General features: G+C 53.6%; 20 protein-coding genes and 1 pseudogene. 8 read left to right on the top strand and 13 right to left on the bottom strand.

Going from position 1 to position 19,757, the window contains the following annotated elements; all coding sequences use genetic code 11:
* Nucleotides 1-27: 27 nt before the first annotated feature.
* From pyrI to pyrL, 3 genes and pseudogenes are all read right to left on the bottom strand, one after another.
* Nucleotides 28-489 (bottom strand): aspartate carbamoyltransferase regulatory subunit, encoded by a 462-nt coding sequence (pyrI, locus tag LA337_02140; protein UBI16523.1) that lies wholly within the window; start codon nucleotides 487-489, stop codon nucleotides 28-30.
* A 13-nt stretch (nucleotides 490-502) separates the two neighbouring features.
* The gene (gene pyrB, locus LA337_02145; protein ID UBI16524.1) at nucleotides 503-1,438 is read right to left on the bottom strand and encodes an aspartate carbamoyltransferase; all 936 of its coding nucleotides are present in this window, start codon (nucleotides 1,436-1,438) and stop codon (nucleotides 503-505) included.
* A gap of 2 nt (nucleotides 1,439-1,440) precedes the next feature.
* Nucleotides 1,441-1,576: pseudogene (pyrL, locus tag LA337_02150) on the bottom strand (pyr operon leader peptide).
* Here pyrL and LA337_02155 point away from each other — a divergent pair.
* Nucleotides 1,556-1,678, top strand: a complete 123-nt coding sequence (locus tag LA337_02155; GenBank protein UBI16525.1) for a hypothetical protein — start codon at nucleotides 1,556-1,558, stop codon at nucleotides 1,676-1,678. The pseudogene pyrL and the gene LA337_02155 sit on opposite strands and share 21 nt — an antisense overlap.
* Here the strand turns inward: LA337_02155 and LA337_02160 are convergent.
* From LA337_02160 to arcA, 5 genes are all read right to left on the bottom strand, one after another.
* On the bottom strand, nucleotides 1,675-2,154 hold the full coding sequence (locus tag LA337_02160) for an arginine repressor (protein ID UBI16526.1): 480 nt from the start codon (nucleotides 2,152-2,154) through the stop codon (nucleotides 1,675-1,677). The genes LA337_02155 and LA337_02160 overlap by 4 nt on opposite strands.
* Before the next feature lie 144 nt (nucleotides 2,155-2,298).
* The gene (locus tag LA337_02165) at nucleotides 2,299-3,702 is read right to left on the bottom strand and encodes a YfcC family protein (protein ID UBI16527.1); all 1,404 of its coding nucleotides are present in this window, start codon (nucleotides 3,700-3,702) and stop codon (nucleotides 2,299-2,301) included.
* Nucleotides 3,703-3,757: 55 nt separating this feature from the next.
* Entirely contained in the window at nucleotides 3,758-4,762 is a 1,005-nt protein-coding gene (gene argF, locus LA337_02170) for an ornithine carbamoyltransferase (GenBank protein UBI16528.1), read from the bottom strand.
* Between the two features lie 55 nt (nucleotides 4,763-4,817).
* Nucleotides 4,818-5,750, bottom strand: coding sequence for a carbamate kinase (gene arcC / locus LA337_02175; GenBank protein ID UBI16529.1), 933 nt, complete (start codon nucleotides 5,748-5,750; stop codon nucleotides 4,818-4,820).
* A gap of 9 nt (nucleotides 5,751-5,759) precedes the next feature.
* Nucleotides 5,760-6,980: an arginine deiminase gene (arcA, locus tag LA337_02180; protein UBI18384.1), complete on the bottom strand. Its 1,221-nt coding sequence runs from the start codon at nucleotides 6,978-6,980 to the stop codon at nucleotides 5,760-5,762.
* Nucleotides 6,981-7,652: 672 nt separating this feature from the next.
* On the opposite strand from arcA, the gene LA337_02185 reads away from it, so the two are divergent.
* Nucleotides 7,653-8,105, top strand: coding sequence for a YhcH/YjgK/YiaL family protein (locus LA337_02185; GenBank protein UBI16530.1), 453 nt, complete (start codon nucleotides 7,653-7,655; stop codon nucleotides 8,103-8,105).
* A 106-nt stretch (nucleotides 8,106-8,211) separates the two neighbouring features.
* Here LA337_02185 and argF (LA337_02190) read toward each other — a convergent pair whose 3' ends face one another.
* A complete protein-coding gene (argF, locus tag LA337_02190) occupies nucleotides 8,212-9,216 on the bottom strand; it encodes an ornithine carbamoyltransferase (protein ID UBI16531.1) in 1,005 nt (334 codons plus the stop codon).
* Between the two features lie 163 nt (nucleotides 9,217-9,379).
* Between argF (LA337_02190) and rraB the strand changes: the two genes are divergently transcribed.
* The 3 genes from rraB to LA337_02205 all read left to right on the top strand — a co-directional run bounded on the left by rraB (nucleotide 9,380) and on the right by LA337_02205 (nucleotide 11,611).
* The gene (gene rraB / locus LA337_02195) at nucleotides 9,380-9,805 is read left to right on the top strand and encodes a ribonuclease E inhibitor RraB (protein ID UBI16532.1); all 426 of its coding nucleotides are present in this window, start codon (nucleotides 9,380-9,382) and stop codon (nucleotides 9,803-9,805) included.
* 51 nt (nucleotides 9,806-9,856) lie between these two features.
* Nucleotides 9,857-10,615 (top strand): tRNA isopentenyl-2-thiomethyl-A-37 hydroxylase MiaE, encoded by a 759-nt coding sequence (gene miaE, locus LA337_02200; GenBank protein ID UBI16533.1) that lies wholly within the window; start codon nucleotides 9,857-9,859, stop codon nucleotides 10,613-10,615.
* 165 nt (nucleotides 10,616-10,780) lie between these two features.
* Entirely contained in the window at nucleotides 10,781-11,611 is an 831-nt protein-coding gene (locus LA337_02205) for a topoisomerase II (GenBank protein UBI16534.1), read from the top strand.
* Nucleotides 11,612-11,637: 26 nt separating this feature from the next.
* Here LA337_02205 and LA337_02210 read toward each other — a convergent pair whose 3' ends face one another.
* From LA337_02210 to pepA, 4 genes are all read right to left on the bottom strand, one after another.
* Nucleotides 11,638-12,141 (bottom strand): GNAT family N-acetyltransferase, encoded by a 504-nt coding sequence (locus LA337_02210; protein ID UBI16535.1) that lies wholly within the window; start codon nucleotides 12,139-12,141, stop codon nucleotides 11,638-11,640.
* 208 nt (nucleotides 12,142-12,349) lie between these two features.
* Nucleotides 12,350-15,205 carry a valine--tRNA ligase gene (locus LA337_02215; protein UBI16536.1) on the bottom strand — a complete coding sequence of 952 codons (2,856 nt, stop codon included), beginning with the start codon at nucleotides 15,203-15,205 and terminating at the stop codon, nucleotides 12,350-12,352.
* The gene (gene holC / locus LA337_02220; GenBank protein UBI18385.1) at nucleotides 15,205-15,648 is read right to left on the bottom strand and encodes a DNA polymerase III subunit chi; all 444 of its coding nucleotides are present in this window, start codon (nucleotides 15,646-15,648) and stop codon (nucleotides 15,205-15,207) included. Before holC ends, LA337_02215 begins: the two co-directional genes overlap by 1 nt.
* Nucleotides 15,649-15,784: 136 nt before the next feature.
* Entirely contained in the window at nucleotides 15,785-17,296 is a 1,512-nt protein-coding gene (gene pepA / locus LA337_02225) for a leucyl aminopeptidase (protein UBI16537.1), read from the bottom strand.
* Between the two features lie 153 nt (nucleotides 17,297-17,449).
* Here pepA and LA337_02230 point away from each other — a divergent pair, with 153 nt between their 5' ends.
* The 3 genes from LA337_02230 to lptG all read left to right on the top strand — a co-directional run bounded on the left by LA337_02230 (nucleotide 17,450) and on the right by lptG (nucleotide 19,745).
* Nucleotides 17,450-17,500 carry a hypothetical protein gene (locus LA337_02230; protein UBI18386.1) on the top strand — a complete coding sequence of 17 codons (51 nt, stop codon included), beginning with the start codon at nucleotides 17,450-17,452 and terminating at the stop codon, nucleotides 17,498-17,500.
* A 62-nt stretch (nucleotides 17,501-17,562) separates the two neighbouring features.
* Nucleotides 17,563-18,663, top strand: coding sequence for an LPS export ABC transporter permease LptF (lptF, locus tag LA337_02235; protein ID UBI16538.1), 1,101 nt, complete (start codon nucleotides 17,563-17,565; stop codon nucleotides 18,661-18,663).
* Nucleotides 18,663-19,745, top strand: a complete 1,083-nt coding sequence (gene lptG, locus LA337_02240) for an LPS export ABC transporter permease LptG (GenBank protein UBI16539.1) — start codon at nucleotides 18,663-18,665, stop codon at nucleotides 19,743-19,745. Before lptF ends, lptG begins: the two co-directional genes overlap by 1 nt.
* Nucleotides 19,746-19,757 lie beyond the last annotated feature (12 nt).

A 19,757-nucleotide genomic window follows, 5' to 3' on the forward strand; every position in this document is an offset into this window, starting at 1 on the left:
GAGGCCACATTTCATAACCAACCCCAATTAGTTGGCCAGCACCACATAATGCGAAAACTCTTTTTCACAGTATTTGCATTTGAGTGCGATGTCATCAGCGCGCTTTTTCACTGCAAAACTGGAAGATACTGGTTCAGCATGGCTGATGCAGTTGCTGTTCGGGCAAACCAGCACGTTGTCGATACGATCAGGCAGGCTCGGGCGCGATTTACCCACGACATCATAATCGTCAATGCGGTTTACCGTTGCCTGCGGGGCATACAGGGAGAGCTGGTTTACCTGCTCGTCGGTCAGGAACGTATTTTCAATCTTTATCAGATCTTTACGGCCCATCTCGCCAGACGGCAGGTTCAGGCCGATGGTGATGCGTTGGTCGGTTTCCGTCAGTTTGAACAGCGTCAGCAGCTTAAAACCAACCTGTGCGGGAATATGGTCAATCACGGTGCCACGTTTGATGGCTTCAACCTGCAGTTTGTTATCGTGTGTCATCTCTTTTTCTCCCTTACAGTGCCAGTTCGCTATTCAGTACCAGTGCCAGTAACGCCTGGCGGGCGAAGATGCCGTTGCCAGCCTGCTGGAAATACCAGGCGTGCGGCGTCTTATCGACGTCGGTGGTGATCTCATCGATGCGCGGCAGTGGATGCAGCACCTTCATGTTCGCTCTGGCGCCGTTCAAATCGCTGGCGCGCAGGACAAACTGTGCTTTCACGTTGGCGTATTCGGACGGGTCCAGACGCTCTTTCTGTACGCGGGTCATGTAGAGGATATCGACCTCCGCCATCACCTCTTCGATAGTGCCGTGCAGGCTCCAGGCGATACCTTTTTCGTTCAGCATATCCAGAATGTATTGCGGCATGGCCAGCGCGTCCGGGGCGATGAAGTAGAAGCGGTTACCTTCGAACTTCGCCAGCGCCTGGGTCAGGGAGTGGACGGTACGGCCATATTTCAGGTCACCCACCATGGCGATTTGCAGATTGTCCAGGCGACCCTGAGTTTCCTGAATGGTAAACAGGTCCAGCAGCGTTTGGGTGGGATGCTGGTTGGAGCCGTCGCCAGCGTTCAGTACCGGAACGTTGCCGGAGAACTCCGTTGCCAGACGCGCGGCGCCTTCCTGCGGATGACGCATGACGATGGCGTCGACATAGGTGCTGATGACGGAAATGGTATCGGCCAGGGTTTCGCCTTTTTTGCCCAACGACGTGTTGCTGCTGTCAGAAAAACCCACCACGCTGGCGCCCAGGCGGTGCATGGAGGTTTCAAAGGATAAACGGGTACGGGTTGAGGCTTCAAAGAAGCAACTGGCGATAACCTTATGCTTTAACAGCTCCGGCTGCGGGTTAGCTTTTAATTTCGCCGCCGTCGCGAGGACCAGATTGAGGTCGTCGCGGCTGAGGTCGTTTATGGAAATGATGTGTTTTTGATAGAGCGGGTTAGCCATGTTTATCTCCTGACGCCTGGGCAAAAAAAAAGCCCCTCAATTGAGGGGCTCGGAATGGGTGATCAACGGAAAGAAAAACGGCAGGCCAGCGTCCTTTTTCAGACGCGGTAAGACAAAATGTCGTACACACTGAACCATACATCCTCCCGGCAAATTGTCCGCGATTATACTCAGCTCCGTTATGGGATCAAGCGGAAAATGCACAATTTATTCACCGCAAACGGTTCTTATGAATTTTAATTCATTTTAAATAGATAGTTAATCTGTTTGTGCACCAGCCCCGTTCGCTGCACTACTCGCGGCGCAACCCAGACAATACTGCTGCCAGCGATGACCCCCAGAATCTCTGGTAACGCGTGGTAATCGAGGATTCTGGCAACGGCACGGCCATAACCTGCTGCCGTGTGAATGAGGATAAACTCGCTATTATGTTCCACGCTGACCACCATTTCAGCAATCGATCGGGCAGCATCGGGAGCGGGTCGTGATTGCGGATTTACAGAATAAATTTTTTGCCCTTTTGTATTTCTTATTTTTATAGCCCCGAGCAGTTTCAGCAGACGGGATACCGTTGACTGGCTAATTCCGGTAAAACCATGCTGTTGGAGATCGCGGCGAAGCGCTTCCTGGGACAGGTAGCTTTTTTCAGTAATCAGGCGCTGACAAATCGCCAGTTGTTTCTGCTCTTTGGTCGAGTAATCATCGAATTCCTTCATAAATACACCCTAAATTTATCATTTGTATCAATGTGATGGCGAAATTCACCACATTTGCAGTATCAATAACGGCTCAAACGGGCGGTTGTGCAGAAAAACGAGAGTGCGCTCAAAAAAGCCGTCGGGATCCGACGGCTAAAAGGGCTACAACATCGCGCCGATACTCAGAACGGCCATGTTCAGTAACGTCAAAATGAGCAGGAGCGGGGCGACCCATTTCAGGTATCGCACGTAAGGAACGCGGGCGATGGCCAGCCCGCCCATCACAACTGCTGAGGTGGGCGTAATCAGATTCACAATGCCGGAAGCGGATTGATACGCGGTGACGACCAGATCCCTAGGGACATGCGCGAAGTCGGCCAGCGGGGCCATAATGGGCATGGTGAGGACCGCCAGACCCGAAGAGGAAGGGACCAGGAAGGAGAGCAAAACTTCCAGCCAGTAGGTCACATTGATGAAAATGGTGGTGGAAAGTCCGGAGACGACATTTTCCGCACTGTGCAGGATAGTATGGGTGATCATGCCGTTATCCATCACCACTACGATGCCACGTGCAATACCGATAATTAGCGCGACGCCAAGCAGGTCACGTGCCCCGTCAATGAATGTGCCAGTAAATTCCTCCTCACTCATACGGGCGATGACACCGACGATAATCGCAGATGCCAGAAAAACCCCGGAAATTTCTGCCATCCACCAACCGAGCACCGCCACCCCATAGATCATAACCGCAAAGGCAGCGGCGAAAATCAGCAGGATCCATTTACGCGTTGTTGTGAATTCAAGATTGGTATTGGCGCGACTACCGAGAAAATGGACGCGGTTTTCCTCCATTTTATCTGCCACGATGGAGAGTTCAGGATGGCTGCGAACTTTCCGTGCATAGCGCATGACCCACACCACGCAGATAACATAGCCGACGACCAGCAGCAGAATGCGCATCAGCATTCCCTGGGTGAAGGGGATCCCGGCGGCGTTAGCCGCGATAACCGTTGCGAAAGGGTTTATTGTCGAGCCGAGTGTGCCAATGCCCGCGCCGAGCAGAACGGTAGCGGCGGCAACCAACGGATCAAAGCGTGCGGCCATCATTACCGGAACCAGCAATGTGTAGAATGGGAGTGATTCCTCCGCCATCCCGTAAATCGTACCTCCGGCGGCGAAAAGTCCCATCAGAATGGGGATCATCCACTCCTCTTTACCGTTCAACCTGACCGTAACGCGCTCGATACCTGCGTCGATGGCGCCTGTTTTATTTACTACGCCGAGAAACCCACCAATAATCAGGACAAACAACGCCACATCAATTGCGCCTGCGGTATAGGTTTCGTGGTTGTAAAGACCGTCAATCGGGGCCAGCAGTACAGCGGTAAAACCTTGCGGGTGCGCTTCTGTGGGGGCATAAGTCCCGGCAACCGGCACTTCTTTACCCAGGGTCGCATTCATCGCCATCTGGTATTTCCCTGCCGGGACTATCCAGGTCATAACCGCGACGAGCGCAATGAGAATAAACAGGATGGTATATGCACTGGGAAATTTGAATTTGCCCATGATGTTCTCCGGATAGCTTGGGCATATGCCGTCAGGCGACATATGCCCGCTGGGGTTAGTCGCCGAGGGTCGCTACCATTACCGCTTTAATGGTATGCATCCGGTTCTCTGCTTCGTCGAAGACGATTGAATGCGCTGACTCAAAAACCTCTTCCGTGACTTCAAGCCCTTTCAGGCCGTAGGCCATTTCAATTTCACGTCCAACTTTTGTGTGCTCGTTATGGAAGGCGGGCAGACAGTGCATAAATTTCACATTGGGGTTACCGGTTGCGTTGATGACCCGTTGGTTAATCTGATAGGGCGTCATCAGACTTACGCGTTCTGCCCAGGCTTCTTTGGGTTCGCCCATAGAGACCCAGACATCGGTGTAAAGGAAATCGACGTCGTATACGCCTTCCTCGACATCCTCTGTGAGCGTAATGCGCGCGCCCGTCACGCCGGCGATTTCACGGCATTCGGCAACCAGTTTTTCATCCGGCCAGAAGGATTTAGGGGCGACGAGGCGGATGTCCATCCCCATTTTCGCTGCGCCTACCATCAGCGAATTACCCATGTTATTGCGGGCGTCACCGAGGTAGGCGAAGCTCAGTTCAGGTAAGGTTTTGCCCGGCGCGTGTTCCAGCATGGTCATCAGATCCGCGAGGATCTGCGTAGGGTGAAATTCATTGGTCAGTCCATTCCATACCGGAACCCCGGCAAATTGCCCCAGTTCCTCGACAATGTCCTGACCGTATCCGCGGTACTCAATGCCGTCGTACATGCGGCCTAGCACGCGGGCGGTATCTTTCATCGATTCTTTGTGACCGATCTGCGATCCGCTTGGACCGAGATAGGTCACCTGTGCGCCCTGATCGAAAGCGCCGACTTCAAAGGCGCAGCGGGTGCGGGTTGAGGTTTTTTCGAAGATCAGCGCGATATTTTTACCCACCAGCGTCTGTCTTTCGCGCCCGGCCTTTTTTGCCGTTTTTAACTCGATAGCCAGATCGATCAGGTACTGGATTTCCGTCGGGGTGTAGTCCAGCAGTTTGAGAAAATTGCGATTCTTCAGGTTAACAGTCATGAAAATGTCCTTATGTAGGCCGGATAAGGCGCAGGCGCCGTCCGGCAAAAAAGCCCTAAGCGTTAGCGTCGGTGGTTTCGAGCCGAATGAGCGTGCCTTTGTCTCCGGCGAGGATGGCCGAACCGTCGGCCAATGAGCCGATGCCTGCTATTCCGTGACAGCGAGAGACAAATTCCGCGCAGGCGGTGACTTTGGGGCCCATTGAACCGGCGTCGAATTGCATTTCACCGAGCAGTTCCGGCGTAACCTGGGTCAGCGGGCGCTGAGTAGGTTTGCCCCAGTCGAGGTACACGGCATCAGCGTCAGTCAGGATCAGCAGCGCATCGGCGTTGATTTGGCTGGCGAGCAGGGCAGCGGAGAGATCTTTGTCGATCACCGCTTCAATACCGTGGTAGCCATCGGCTTTTTCCACCACCGGTACGCCGCCGCCGCCGTTGCAGATAACCAAATGATCGCGGGCGATCAGTGTGCGAATAGCGTCACTTTCAACGATACGTTTGGGTTGTGGAGAGGGCACAACGCGGCGGAACGCTTGACCATCAGCTTTGAAAACCCAGCCTTTTTCCGCCTGCAGGGTGCTGGCCTGGGGGGCATCGTAAATCGGCCCGATATATTTAGTGGGATTGCTGAAAGCCGGATCGTGAGCATCGACTTCAACCTGAGTCAGCAGCACACTAATTTCACGCTGTGGAAGCTGGTTTTTCAGCGCCTGTTGCAGCATATAGCCAATCATTCCCTGACTTTCCGCGCCGAGAATGTCGAGCGGATAGGGGGTGACGCTGGCATACGCGCTGTTTTGCAACGCCAAAAGTCCAACCTGGGGGCCATTGCCGTGTACCAGGATCACGCGCCACTGCTGCGTGAGCTGAGCGATAGTTTTTGCTGCCAGCTCAATATTCTTGCGTTGGATGTCAGCTTCCAGCGGCTCGCCGCGTTTAAGTAATGCATTGCCGCCCAGAGCCACAACCAGGGTAGGTTTGTTTTCCATGACTTTTCCTTAAATACCGTCGCGTTCCAGTGGGCAGCTCATGCAGCGTGCGCCGCCGCGTCCGCGTCCAAGTTCGTCGCCAGGAATGGGTAAAACGGTGATGCCGGCTTTGTCGTATTTCTCGTTGGTCCAGATGTTGCGCTCGTAGCCTACGACCACACCGGGGCGAAGCGTCAGGACGTTGTTGGCGTCATTCCACTGTTCACGTTCGGCTTCGAAGGCGTCACCTCCGGTGGTGATCAGCCGAATTTGGTCGAGGCCCAGCGCTTTCTCGAGAGCATGGAGCAGCGTATTTTCCGGCGTCCTTTTCAGGCCGCCGCGCCCGTCAGGTGTCAGGGTCCAGCACTGCACATCAGGACGCACGACTTCCGGGTAGACGGAGAAGGTATCGATATCGATGTGGGTCATTACGGTATCGAGATGCATGCAGGAGCGATGTTTAGGCAGTTCGACCGCAATGACGCGTTCTGCCTGGCGATGGCTGAATAGCGACTGGGCAAGGAACTCGATTCCTTGCGGCGTTGTGCGTTCCGACATACCGATGAGAACCGCGCCGCGACCAATGACCAGCACATCTCCACCTTCTAATGTGGCGTGGTCGTAATTAATATTTTCATCGCCGAAATATTTAATAAATTCACCATCGGCAAATTGGGGGTGCCAACGGTAGATCGCCCTTAGGTTATTGGTTTCTCTTTGTCGCGCGGTTTTAGCCATTGGGTTAATGGACACACCGTTATATATCCAGCATGAGGTGTCGCGGGTAAATAAGTGGTTTGGTAATGGCTTCATAATGAAATCATTAATATCGTGAGTATCGACCACCATATTTTTGATTGAGGCAGGAATTTCTCCGTAGGTTAGCCCACCGCTTAAATGCCGGGCGAGTTCCCGATGCTGCATATCTGCAAGCCAGGCGCGAATATCCGTGGCGAAAGCGGGGCCAAGGCGATAATCAGAAATTTGTGTATCCAACAGCCAGTTTTTGGCATCAGGGATATCCAGGGTTTGTGTCAATAAATCAGTCAGTAACAGAACCTCAATTCCCTGTTCACGCAACGTGTTGGCGAATATGTCATGCTCTTCTCCTGCACGTTCTACCGAAAGAACATCATCAAAAAGCAGTTCCTGACAATTTGACGGCGTCAGCCTTTTTAGGCTGAGGTTAGGGCGGTGTAGCATCACGCTACGTAATTGACCGATTTCCGACCCGACATAATGCTTTTCCATCATTATTCCTTTAATACTATTTTAAAAAATAAAGAGGAGATGCCTGCAAATAATATTTATCGCAGTCATGATTTTTCAGCTGATTTCAGAATCTATATTTAGATCTTATTTGATGAGGAAACGTGATTTATTTCACAGTCAGGTCGATATTTGACTTTTGATGTTTAATTTATGATATAGCTCGGAGAATTAATAAAATAAAAATGCGAATAATTGAATTACTACGCGGGAATATGTCTTGTTATTTATTGGTGTTAATTTTATGTACACTTTTAGAGTGTTGCAATATAAGTAATATATTGATTTATTTGTACTTTTTTATGCGTGGTGAATTATTATGCGAATATATGATTTTATTATTTTCGCGGTAAAGTTTATTTCAAAATAAATATGACGATGAAGAAGGATAACGAAGGAGAGGTGAACTGTGACCGATAGCTGGTTTTTCTAATAAAACTTTCAATAACAGTAGGTTGCTGATGGGGTTGAAAAAGGGTAGCCGAAAGTTATGCAAAGTTTATGCATAACCTGTTGCTGAGAGTTAGCAATTATTTAACATCATCAGCGATAAACATGCGTTGACGCAAAATATCGGCAAATAGCAGTGGTATGGCAGAGCGTTTTTTCGTATAACAACTAAAATGAAACGATGTTTTAATTAAGGGGTTTGAGATGATTGTCGGCAATATTCACAACCTGGATGCCTGGCTGCCGGAAGAGCTACGTCAGGCGATTGAACACATTAAAGCGCATGTGACGGATGCGACGGAAAAAGGTAAGCACGACATCGACGGCGATCGTCTGTTTTATCTGATTGCTGAAGATATGACGGAGCCGTTTGCGCAGCGCCGCGCCGAATATCACGCCCGCTATCTGGATATTCAGATCCTGCTCAAAGGCCAGGAAGGAATGACTTTCAGCACCCAGCCTGCAGGCGCGCCGGAAACTGACTGGCTGGCTGACAAAGATATCGCCTTCGTGGCGGAAGGGGTACAGGAGAAAACGGTCGTGCTGAATGAAGGTGATTTCGTGGTGTTCTATCCGGGCGAAGTGCATAAACCGCTGTGCGCGGTCGGTGCCCCAGCGATGGTACGCAAAGCCGTAGTGAAAATGCGGGTGGAATAAGCGTATTTGCCGGGGGCGGCTTCGCCTTGCCCGGCCTACGGGAGCGCGGTTGTAGGCCGGATAAGATGCTTAGCATCGCCATCCGGCATTCTTTTCATCCATGCTCTCACTTCACTAATGTCGCCACCATCACCGCTTTGATGGTGTGCATCCGGTTTTCCGCCTGATCAAATACGATGCTGGCGGGTGATTCAAAGACCTCATCGGTCACTTCCATACCGCCGTGCAGACCATATTCCTGCGCCATTTGTTTGCCAAGCGTGGTTTGATCGTCATGAAACGCGGGCAGGCAGTGCAGGAACTTCACCTGCGGATTGCCGCTCAACGCCATCATCGCGCTATTAACCTGATACTTACGCAGTAGCGCAATACGTTCGGCCCACTTCTCTTTCGCTTCACCCATTGATACCCAGACGTCGGTATAGATAAAGTCCGCGTCTTTCACGCCCGTGGCGACATCTTCGGTCAGCGTAATATTGCCGCCGTTTTTCAGCGCTTGCGCTTTGCACTCCGCGACCAGGCTTTCTTGCGGCCAGCAGGCCTGCGGCGCGACCAGACGCAGATCCAGCCCTGTTAACGCGGCGGCTTCCAGCATGGAATTGCCCATGTTGTTGCGGGCATCGCCGGTGTAGACCAGCGTCATCTCATTAAACGCTTTCCCCGGCAGGTGTTCCTGCATTGTGAGCAAGTCGGCCAGCAGCTGGGTAGGGTGAAACTCGTTGGTTAATCCGTTCCATACCGGAACGCCGGCATATTCCGCCAGCGTCTCGACAATCTCCTGACCGTGTCCCCGATACTGAATACCGTCGTACATACGACCGAGCACGCGGGCGGTGTCTTTGATCGACTCTTTATGACCAATCTGACTGCCGCTCGATCCGAGATACGTTACGCGCGCGCCCTGATCGTATGCGGCAACTTCGAAAGAGCAACGGGTACGGGTTGAGTCTTTTTCGAAGATGAGCGCGATGTTCTTACCGGTGAGTTTAGCGACCTCAGTACCGTTTTTCTTCTCCGCCTTCAGCTGTGCGGCGAGCTTGAGCAGTGACGTGAGTTCAGAAGACGTGAAATCAAGCAGTTTCAAAAAATGTTTCTGATAAAACGTAGACATGGTTCCCTCACATGGCTTAGGCCATTTATTGAATTAAAATTCAATTTATATGGATGTTTATTCATTTGCAACCTTGTTTAACAAATCTTTCCTGGAAAGGTGGAGGCAATGTCAGCGGTATGTGACAATAAGAGTATCGGCAGGACATTATGAGGAACGAGCCATGGCAAACCCGGAACTACTGGAAGAACAGCGTGAAGAAACGCGCTTGATTATTGAAGAGCTACTCGAAGATGGCAGCGATCCAGACGCGCTGTACACCATTGAGCATCACCTTTCCGCAGATGACTTTGAAACCCTGGAAAAAGCGGCTGTAGAAGCCTTCAAGCTGGGTTATGAAGTGACCGAGCCGGAAGAGCTGGAAGTGGAAGAAGGCGACACGGTTATTTGCTGTGACATCCTGAGCGAATGTGCTCTGAATGCCGAGTTGATTGACGCTCAGGTTGAGCAACTGATGAACCTGGCTGAAAAATATGATGTGGAATACGACGGTTGGGGCACCTATTTTGAAGACCCGAACGGCGAAGAAGGTGAAGACGGCGACGATGAAGATCTCGTCGACGAAGATGATGACGGCGTGCGTCACTAAGTCATCTGCTGACCTACGGTGGCATTTGCTGCCGTAGGCCAAGGACTACGTATGGATTACCTGCAAATACTCTCCCCAATCCACAACTTCCTGCACTGTAAAACGCCTCAGGCCTGGCTTGATAAAGCGCGAGATCCGGCGAATCTTCCACTGTTACTGACCGATCATCTCGTCTGTGAGCTGAAAGCGGCGCAAACGGCCATGCTGCTGGTGCGTAAGTACGTCGCAGATAAACAGGGATCGCAGGCGCTGCTGGACTGGCTGAAACCCTATGAGGCGTATGCTTTCAGAGAAGGGGATGAACCGGATTTTATTGCGCTGAATAAACAGATAAGCAAAAGCGTGATGCCGCAAACCGACGACCCGTGGGGACGCAAGCTTATCGACAGTATGGTTTTGCTGATCAAAGAAGAGCTGCACCACTTCTGGCAGGTGCGTGAGGCGATGATGAGCCGCAACATTCCCTACGTCAAAATTACCGCCAGCCGTTATGCCAAAGGCATGCTCAAAGAGGTGCGCACCCACGAGCCACTAACGCTAATCGATAAACTGATTTGCGGGGCTTACATTGAGGCGCGTTCCTGTGAACGGTTCGCCGCGCTGGCGCCGTACCTGGATGAGGATTTACAGGCGTTTTACCTGTCGCTACTGCGATCCGAGGCGCGGCACTATCAGGACTATCTGGTGCTGGCGCAGCAGGTTTCGGCTGATGATATCAGTAGCCGGGTGCGGTTCTTTGGCGAAGTCGAAGCCGCGCTGATTACCTCTCCCGACGATGAATTCCGTTTTCACAGCGGCGTTCCGGCTTAGCACCCTTCTGAGACGCGCGGTGCCTATCGCCGCGCGGTTTAATCCTTCCTGTTTCTGTTAGCAAAATCTGGTGGCTGGAAATCACTCGCTGCTGCCATGATAATCAAAAGACGCGAAGGGGAAATATATCCCCATAACCGAGACGATTTGGCAAAAGGATGGTTAATGAACTGGGCACACGTATTGTTGGCAGGTTATATCGGGGCGGTGATTGCTATCGTCGTCGGCATGTTTCGCAAAAAAGGCTGGTTGGGCAAGATTTCCGGCGCGGTAATTTTTGTAGTGGCAATTATCGCGTGGAATCTGTTTGATGTGCACTACCTGATCCCCCGTGAAAGCCCGGATTATGGTCTGACTGAAGAGCAGCAGTTTGAAAAAGCGATGCTCTCTAATCCGGCGTTTCAGGTCATTAAGGAGCAGGAACCTGAACTGACACAAAAAATTATCAGCCAGGCAGCGCAGATGAAGAAAGCAGGGAGCAGTGAACAGCAGGTCATCGACGCGATACAGCCGCAAATTCTTCAGCTACAAATGGCAAGATTGCAGCAGGCGCCAGATGCCAACGTCATTGAATATATGAAAATTAACCTTGAGCAGATCGCTGCTGTGGCCAAAATAGGTGATGACGAATGCTTCCGCTTTCTGTTTCCGGCGGTAAAAGGTGGGATTAACCCGGCGCGTCTTGTTCCGCGTGAGATCATGGATCGTCGTATGGCGAGTGATATGAGCATGATGTATGCCTCACACGGCCCAAAAAAACATACGGTCACGGCAGAAGAGAAGCAGCTGGCGTTGCAGGATCTGCAAGCAATAAGCCCTGGGCTGGTACAGCGCTACGGGGATGATATTCAGATCATGGCCGATCCGACGAAAGCGATCGGCAAAGAGAAGATTGCTTGTGAGATAGTACAGGATCTCTGGTCACAGGTGCTGAAGCTGCCAACCGCTCGCGCGGCTGGCGTAATTCGCCTGATGCTTTCAGCTGAGATGCAGTAAGGCCGACATGGCCCCTCGGCGTGAAGTCAGAGGGGCTTTAACATCCGCACTTCGCAATCCACGTGCCCGGTACAGCCGAGCGCTTCGCTGATATGCTCAAAGCCTAAATGTTCATACAGGCGGATAGCCTCGGTCAGAAACGCTGTGGTCTCCAGATAGCACTGCTTAAACCCCTGCTCGCGGGCGTGATCCAGCGCCATTAGCGCCAGCTTTTTCGCCAGCCCCTGACCGCGTGCGCTCGACAGAAAGTACATCTTTTGCAGCTCGCAAATGTCCGGTTCGCTACAGCCTAACGGCGCGACGCCGCCGCCGCCCACCACCTGACCATTCTGCTCAACCACCCAGTAGGCCGCGCCCGGCTGGCTGTAAACCTGAAAAAGTTCGTCCAGATTGGGGTCGGCCACCGTGTAACCTTTATCGGCGGTCAGGCCGTGTTCGGCAGAGACCTCGCGGATGACGTGGGCGATAGCGGCGTTATCGTCGGCGGTAATGCGGCGTAGCGTCGCAGAAACAGGGGTAATGACACTCATAGCGAACTCATGACATAAACGTGGAACATATGCAGTTAATACCACTGCGGTGAGGGGAAGCGCAAGCGAGGATAATTCAATAAAAAGCCTCTGAGCGAGGACGCCAGAGGCTTTTTAATCGTCAGTAGTGTCGGATGCGCTACGCTTATCCGACCTACGTTGACGGTGCTGTAGGCCGGATAAGCGCAGCGCCATCCGGCAAACAGCTTTACAGCGCGGCGATGACCGCCTGCTGCTCAATCAGCTTCGCTTTTGCTTCTGCGTAACCGTCCAGCTTCTCACGCTCTTTGGCGATGACCGCTTCCGGTGCGCGAGCGACAAACCCTTCGTTGGAAAGCTTGCCTTCGATACGGGCAATCTCACCTTCGATTTTCGTCACTTCTTTCGCCAGACGCGCCAGTTCATCTTCTTTGTTGATGAGGCCCGCCATCGGGATCAGCAGCTCGGCGCCGTCGATGATTTTGGTCACCGAAACCGGACCTTTGTCATCGGCTGGCAGCACGGTGATGCTTTCCAGACGTGCCAGGTTAAGCAGGAAGCTGCGGTTGTCGTTCACACGACGCTCCGCATCGGAGCTCGCACCGCGCAGCAACAGCTCCAGCGGTTTGCCCGGTGCGATGTTCATTTCCGCACGGATGTTACGTACGGCAACGATCGCCTGTTTAAGCCATTCGGTATCGGCCAGCGCGGCTTCATCAACCTGTGCAGCGTTATATTCCGGGAACGGCTGCAGCATGATGGTATCTGCGGTGTTGCCGCAAATCACTTTCACGCGCTGCCAGATGGTCTCGGTGATGAACGGAATAATCGGGTGCGCCAGGCGCAGCAGACCTTCCAGCACGGTAACCAGCGTATTGCGGGTGCCGCGCAGTTCAGACTCAGAACCACCGGTCATTACCGGCTTAGTCAGTTCCAGATACCAGTCGCAGAACTGGTTCCAGGTGAACTCGTACAGGATGCCCGCGGCGATGTCGAAGCGGAAGTTATCCAGCGCTTCGCGGTACGCTTTAACGGTCTGGTTGAATTCAGCGAGGATCCAGCGGTCCGCCAGCGACAGGGTCATTTCGCCGCCGTTGAAGCCGCAATCATTTCCTTCGGTGTTCATCAGCACGAAGCGGCTGGCGTTCCACAGCTTGTTACAGAAGTTACGGTAACCTTCCAGACGCTTCATATCCCAGTTGATGTCGCGACCGGTAGAGGCCAGCGCCGCCAGGGTGAAACGCAGGGCGTCGGTACCGTGCGGCTCAATGCCGTCCGGGAACTGCTTCTCGGTACGTTTGGCAATCTTCTCTGCCAGCTGCGGCTGCATCATGTTGCCGGTACGCTTCTCCAGCAGGTCCGCCAGCGAGATACCGTCGACCATATCCAGCGGGTCAATCACGTTACCCTTGGATTTGGACATCTTCTGGCCTTCGTCGTCGCGGATAAGACCGGTCATGTAGACGGTCTTAAACGGCACCTGCGGCTTGCCGTTTTCATCTTTGATGAAGTGCATGGTCATCATGATCATGCGGGCAATCCAGAAGAAGATGATGTCGAAGCCGGAAACCATCACGCTGGTTGGGTGGAACTGACGCAGCGCGTCGGTGTTTTCCGGCCAGCCGAGGGTAGAGAAGGTCCACAGCGCGGAGGAGAACCAGGTATCGAGAACGTCTTCGTCCTGACGAAGCTGAACGTCGGCGCCGAGGTTGTTTTCCTGACGCACTTCGTCTTCGGTGCGGCCAACGTAGACGTTGCCGTTGTTGTCATACCATGCCGGGATACGGTGACCCCACCACAGCTGACGGGAAATACACCAGTCCTGAATATCACGCATCCAGGAGAAGTACATGTTTTCGTACTGTTTTGGTACGAACTGGATGTCGCCGTTCTCAACCGCTTCAACCGCCGGTTTCGCCAGCACGTCGGCACGGACGTACCACTGGTCGGTCAGCATCGGTTCGATAACCACGCCGCCACGGTCACCGTAAGGTACGGTCAGATCGTGCGGTTTAATTTCTTCCAGCAGGCCCAGCGCGTCAACGGCTGCGACGATCGCTTTACGCGCGGCAAAGCGTTCCAGCTTCTGGAATTCAGCCGGGATAGCGTTGGAGTAAATGTCAGACTCTTCGCCTTTGGTGTCGTACACTTCTGCGGTTTCGCGGATGTCGCCATCAAAGGTCAGAATGTTGATCATCGGCAGGCCGTGACGTTTCCCGACTTCGTAGTCGTTAAAGTCGTGCGCAGGCGTGATCTTCACGCAGCCGGTGCCTTTTTCCATATCGGCATGTTCATCGCCCACGATCGGAATACGGCGGTCAACCAGCGGCAGAATAACGAACTTGCCGATCAGATCTTTATAACGCGGATCTTCCGGGTTCACGGCCACGCCGGTATCGCCCAGAATAGTTTCCGGACGGGTGGTGGCGACGACCAGGTAATCTTTACCGTCTGCGGTTTTCGCGCCGTCGGCCAGCGGATAGCGGATGTGCCACATGGAGCCTTTAGACTCGCGGTTTTCCACTTCCAGGTCAGAGATGGCGGTGCGCAGTTTCGGGTCCCAGTTCACCAGGCGCTTGCCACGGTAAATCAGGTCTTCTTTGTACAGGCGAACGAAAACTTCTTTCACGGCATTGGAAAGGCCTTCGTCCATGGTGAAGCGCTCGCGCTCCCAGTCAACGGAGTTGCCGAGACGGCGCATCTGACGGGTAATGGTGCCGCCGGATTCCGCTTTCCACTGCCAGATTTTGTCGATAAACGCTTCGCGACCGTAGTCGTGACGGGTTTTACCTTCTTCAGCGGCAATCTTACGCTCAACCACCATCTGGGTGGCGATACCCGCGTGATCGGTACCGGCCTGCCACAGAGTGTTTTTACCCTGCATGCGCTGGTAGCGGATCATGGTATCCATGATGGTTTGCTGGAAAGCATGACCCATATGCAAACTGCCGGTGACGTTCGGCGGCGGGATCATGATGCAGAAGGACTCTTTGCTTTCATCGCCGTTAGGTTTGAAATAGCCCTGCTTTTCCCAGTGCTCGTAAAGCGGCTGTTCGATATCTTGTGGGTTGTATGTCTTTTCCATTATTTCCAGGTTGCCGTATTCAGGTTAAAACCAGCCACGCGGTAAGCTTTGTAGCGATCGCGTGCCGATTGTTTCAAAGAATCTTCGTAAGGAACGAAGTCTATCACTTCTGTGAAAGCGGTGGCAAAATCTGCAAAGCCAACGCGCAAACTGATCAGCAGGTCGCGCGGGCTGCTGTTGCGTTTCTCCGGCCAGGCTATTTCTACCGGCGCGCCGCCTCTGGGGCCTTCACCCGCCAGATTATGTGGAACAAAGCTTTCTGCCGGTCTTGCCCACAGGGCTTCATCCAGTCGAAGAGCCTGCTTTTCGTTTTCACAGGCGATCAGCACGCGCTTGCCAGCCCGCCAACGTTCTGCGGCAATTTCACACACCAGTTGCTCAACGGCGCTTAAGCCATCTTGTTGTGTGTCGTTGTCCAGAAGATAGAACGTCGCATTCTTCATATATGGGGCTTCTTGTGGTGGATTTAAATGCGTTGCCATGATGCACACCGTAGGCCTGATAAGGCGCAATAGCGCCGCCATCAGGCGTTTTGCCGGATGGCGCTGCGCTTATCCGGCCTACGGGGCAATCTCAAACTTACTCTTCGCCGTTAAAACCGGCGCGATTGAGCAGGAACTGCGACAACAGCGCCACCGGACGACCGGTTGCGCCTTTGGCTTTCCCTGAACGCCATGCGGTACCGGCGATGTCCAGGTGCGCCCAGTTGTACTTACGGGTAAAGCGTGACAGGAAGCAGCCTGCGGTAATGGCTCCGCCAGGACGTCCGCCGATGTTCGCCATATCCGCAAAGTTGGACTCTAACTGCTCCTGGTATTCATCACCCAGCGGCAAACGCCACGCGCGGTCGCCAGCCTGCTCGGACGCGCCGATCAGCTCATGTGCCAGCGGATTGTGGTTCGACATCAGGCCGGTGATGTGATGGCCCAGCGCAATTACGCACGCGCCGGTCAGGGTTGCAACGTCAATCACCGCCTCTGGCTCAAAGCGCTCGACGTAAGTTAACACGTCGCACAGCACCAGACGGCCTTCGGCGTCGGTGTTGAGCACTTCAACGGTCTGCCCGGACATCGTGGTCAGTACATCGCCTGGGCGATACGCGCGGCCACCCGGCATGTTTTCGCAACCCGCCAGCACGCCGACGACGTTGATTGGCAACTGAAGCTCAGCCACCATGCGCATCACGCCGTATACCGCTGCCGCACCGCACATGTCGTACTTCATCTCATCCATGCCTTCGGCAGGTTTGATGGAGATACCACCGGAGTCGAAGGTTAACCCTTTACCGACCAGCACAATCGGACGCGCGTCTTCGGACGGATTACCTTTGTACTCGATGACCGACATCAGCGACTCGTTCTGCGAGCCGTGACCGACGGCCAGATAAGAGTGCATGCCCAGCTCTTTCATCTGCTGTTCGCCGATCACGCGGGTCACAACATTTTTGCTGTAGCTGTCTGCCAACTGGCGCGCCTGAGAGGCCAGGTAGGCGGCGTTACAGATGTTCGGCGGCATGTTGCCGAGATCTTTTGCCGCTTTAATACCGGCGGCGATCGCCAGACCGTGCTGGATAGCACGCTCACCGCTGGTCAATTCGCGGCGGGTCGGTACGTTGAAGACCATTTTACGCAGCGGGCGACGCGGCTCGCTTTTGTTGGTCTTCAGTTGATCAAAGCTGTATAGCGTTTCCTGTGCCGTCTCAACGGCCTGGCGCACTTTCCAGTAGTTGTTGCGCCCTTTGACGTGCAGCTCAGTCAGGAAGCAGACGGCTTCCATTGAGCCAGTATCATTCAGCGTATTGATGGTTTTCTGAATGACCTGCTTGTACTGGCGCTCATCAAGTTCGCGCTCTTTGCCACACCCAATGAGGAGAATTCGCTCAGACAGAACGTTAGGAACATGGTGCAGCAACAGGGTTTGACCCGGTTTGCCTTCCAGTTCACCACGACGCAGCAGTGCGCTGATGTACCCGTCGCTGATCTTGTCGAGCTGCTCTGCAATCGGAGAGAGGCGGCGTGGTTCAAAGACACCCACGACGATGCACGCACTCCGCTGTTTCTCCGGGCTACCGCTTTTTACACTGAACTCCATGCACTACGCTCCTGAATCTTAAAGACAACGGCGGTGGCTACGGATAGAATTGCAAGCTTTCGTAACTCATACCCGCTGTTGCGGTGACTTCGTGTTAATCTTAACGTTATTACGGCATTGGCACGTCAGAACAATTTCTGAGAGGTGGATCCGTTGAGTATAATGATCTTAGCGACGATTTCGACGACTCAAGAGAATAAATGACGTTTAAGCCATGAAACAAGCTAAATTCCGGCAAAAGACGGGTTTTTACGGGCGTATTTAAAGTGATAATCATAAGATATCTGGTTCGGGAAACGCTCAAAAGCCAACTTGCGATCCTATTCATCCTGCTTTTGATCTTCTTTTGTCAAAAGCTGGTCAGGATCCTTGGTGCGGCGGTTGACGGTGATATCCCGGCGAATCTGGTGCTCTCGCTGCTGGGGCTGGGCGTGCCAGAAATGGCGCAACTTATCTTGCCCTTAAGCCTGTTCCTCGGGCTGCTGATGACGCTGGGCAAACTGTATACCGAAAGTGAAATTACGGTCATGCACGCCTGCGGGCTGAGCAAGGCTGTATTAGTGAAAGCGGCGATGGTGCTGGCGCTGTTTACCAGTATTATTGCGGCGGTCAACGTGATGTGGGCTGGACCGTGGTCCTCCAGACATCAGGACGAAGTGCTGGCGGAGGCGAAAGCGAACCCCGGTATGGCGGCGCTCGCTCAGGGCCAGTTCCAGCAGGCGACTAACGGCGGTTCGGTGCTGTTTATCGAAAGCGTTGACGGCAGCAACTTCAAAGATGTGTTCCTCGCGCAAATCCGCCCGAAAGGTAACGCCCGTCCTTCGGTGGTGGTAGCGGATTCCGGACATCTTACCCAGACGCGCGATGGCTCTCAGATCGTGACGCTTAACCAGGGTACGCGCTTTGAAGGGACCGCGCTGCTGCGCGATTTCCGCATTACTGACTTCCAGGATTATCAGGCGATTATCGGTCATCAGGCCGTGGCGCTGGATCCAAACGATACCGACCAGATGAACATGCGTACCCTGTGGACGACCGATACCGATCGCGCCCGCGCGGAGCTGACCTGGCGTATCACGTTAGTATTCACCGTATTTATGATGGCGCTGATGGTCGTACCGCTGAGCGTGGTGAACCCGCGTCAGGGTCGCGTACTGTCGATGCTGCCAGCCATGCTGCTCTATTTGCTGTTCTTCCTGGTGCAGACGTCGCTGAAGTCGAACGGCGGTAAAGGTAAGCTGGATCCGGTATTCTGGATGTGGACGGTTAACCTGGCGTATCTGGCGCTGGCGATTGTGCTTAACCTCTGGGATACGGTGCCGATGCGCCGCTTGCGTGCCCGTTTTATGCGTAAAGGAGCGGTATAATGCAGCCCTTTGGTGTACTTGACCGCTATATCGGTAAAACCATTTTCACCACCATCATGATGACATTGTTCATGTTGGTGTCGCTCTCCGGGATCATCAAGTTTGTCGACCAGCTGAAAAAAGCCGGGCAGGGGAGCTACGATGCGATGGGCGCGGGGCTGTATACCCTGCTCAGCGCGCCGAAAGATATCCAGATCTTCTTCCCGATGGCGGCGCTGCTGGGTGCTTTGTTGGGTCTGGGCATGCTGGCCCAGCGCAGCGAACTGGTGGTGATGCAGGCTTCCGGTTTTACCCGTATGCAGGTGGCGTTGTCGGTGATGAAAACCGCGATTCCGCTGGTGCTGCTGACGATGGCCATCGGTGAATGGGTGGCGCCGCAGGGTGAACAGATGGCGCGTAACTACCGTGCGCAGCAGATGTACGGCGGCTCGTTGCTCTCCACCCAGCAGGGATTGTGGGCGAAAGATGGCGACAGCTTTGTCTACATCGAGCGGGTGAAAGGCGACGCCGAGTTAGGTGGGATTAGCATCTACTCCTTTAACGACAAACGCCGTCTGCAGTCCGTTCGCTATGCCGCAAGCGCGACGTTTGACCCGGAACAAAAGGTCTGGCGTCTGGCGCAGGTGGATGAATCCAACCTGACCGATCCGAAGCAAATCACCGGATCGCAAACGGTGAGCGGTACCTGGAAAACCAACCTTACGCCCGACAAGCTCGGCGTCGTGGCGTTGGATCCTGATGCGCTGTCGATTAGCGGTCTGCATAACTACGTGAAGTACCTGAAGTCGAGCGGCCAGGACGCCGGACGCTATCAGCTCAATATGTGGAGCAAAGTCTTCCAGCCGCTGTCTGTGGCGGTCATGATGCTGATGGCGCTGTCGTTTATCTTTGGTCCGCTGCGTAGCGTGCCGATGGGCGTGCGCGTGGTGACAGGGATTAGCTTTGGCTTTGTGTTCTATGTGCTGGACCAAATCTTTGGCCCGCTGACGCTGGTGTACGGCATTCCGCCGATTATCGGTGCGCTGTTGCCAAGCGCCAGCTTCTTCCTGATTAGCCTGTGGCTGATGCTGCGTAAGTCGTAATATCTACCCCTC

The organism is Citrobacter europaeus (assembly GCA_020099315.1).
Classification (GTDB): domain Bacteria; phylum Pseudomonadota; class Gammaproteobacteria; order Enterobacterales; family Enterobacteriaceae; genus Citrobacter; species Citrobacter europaeus.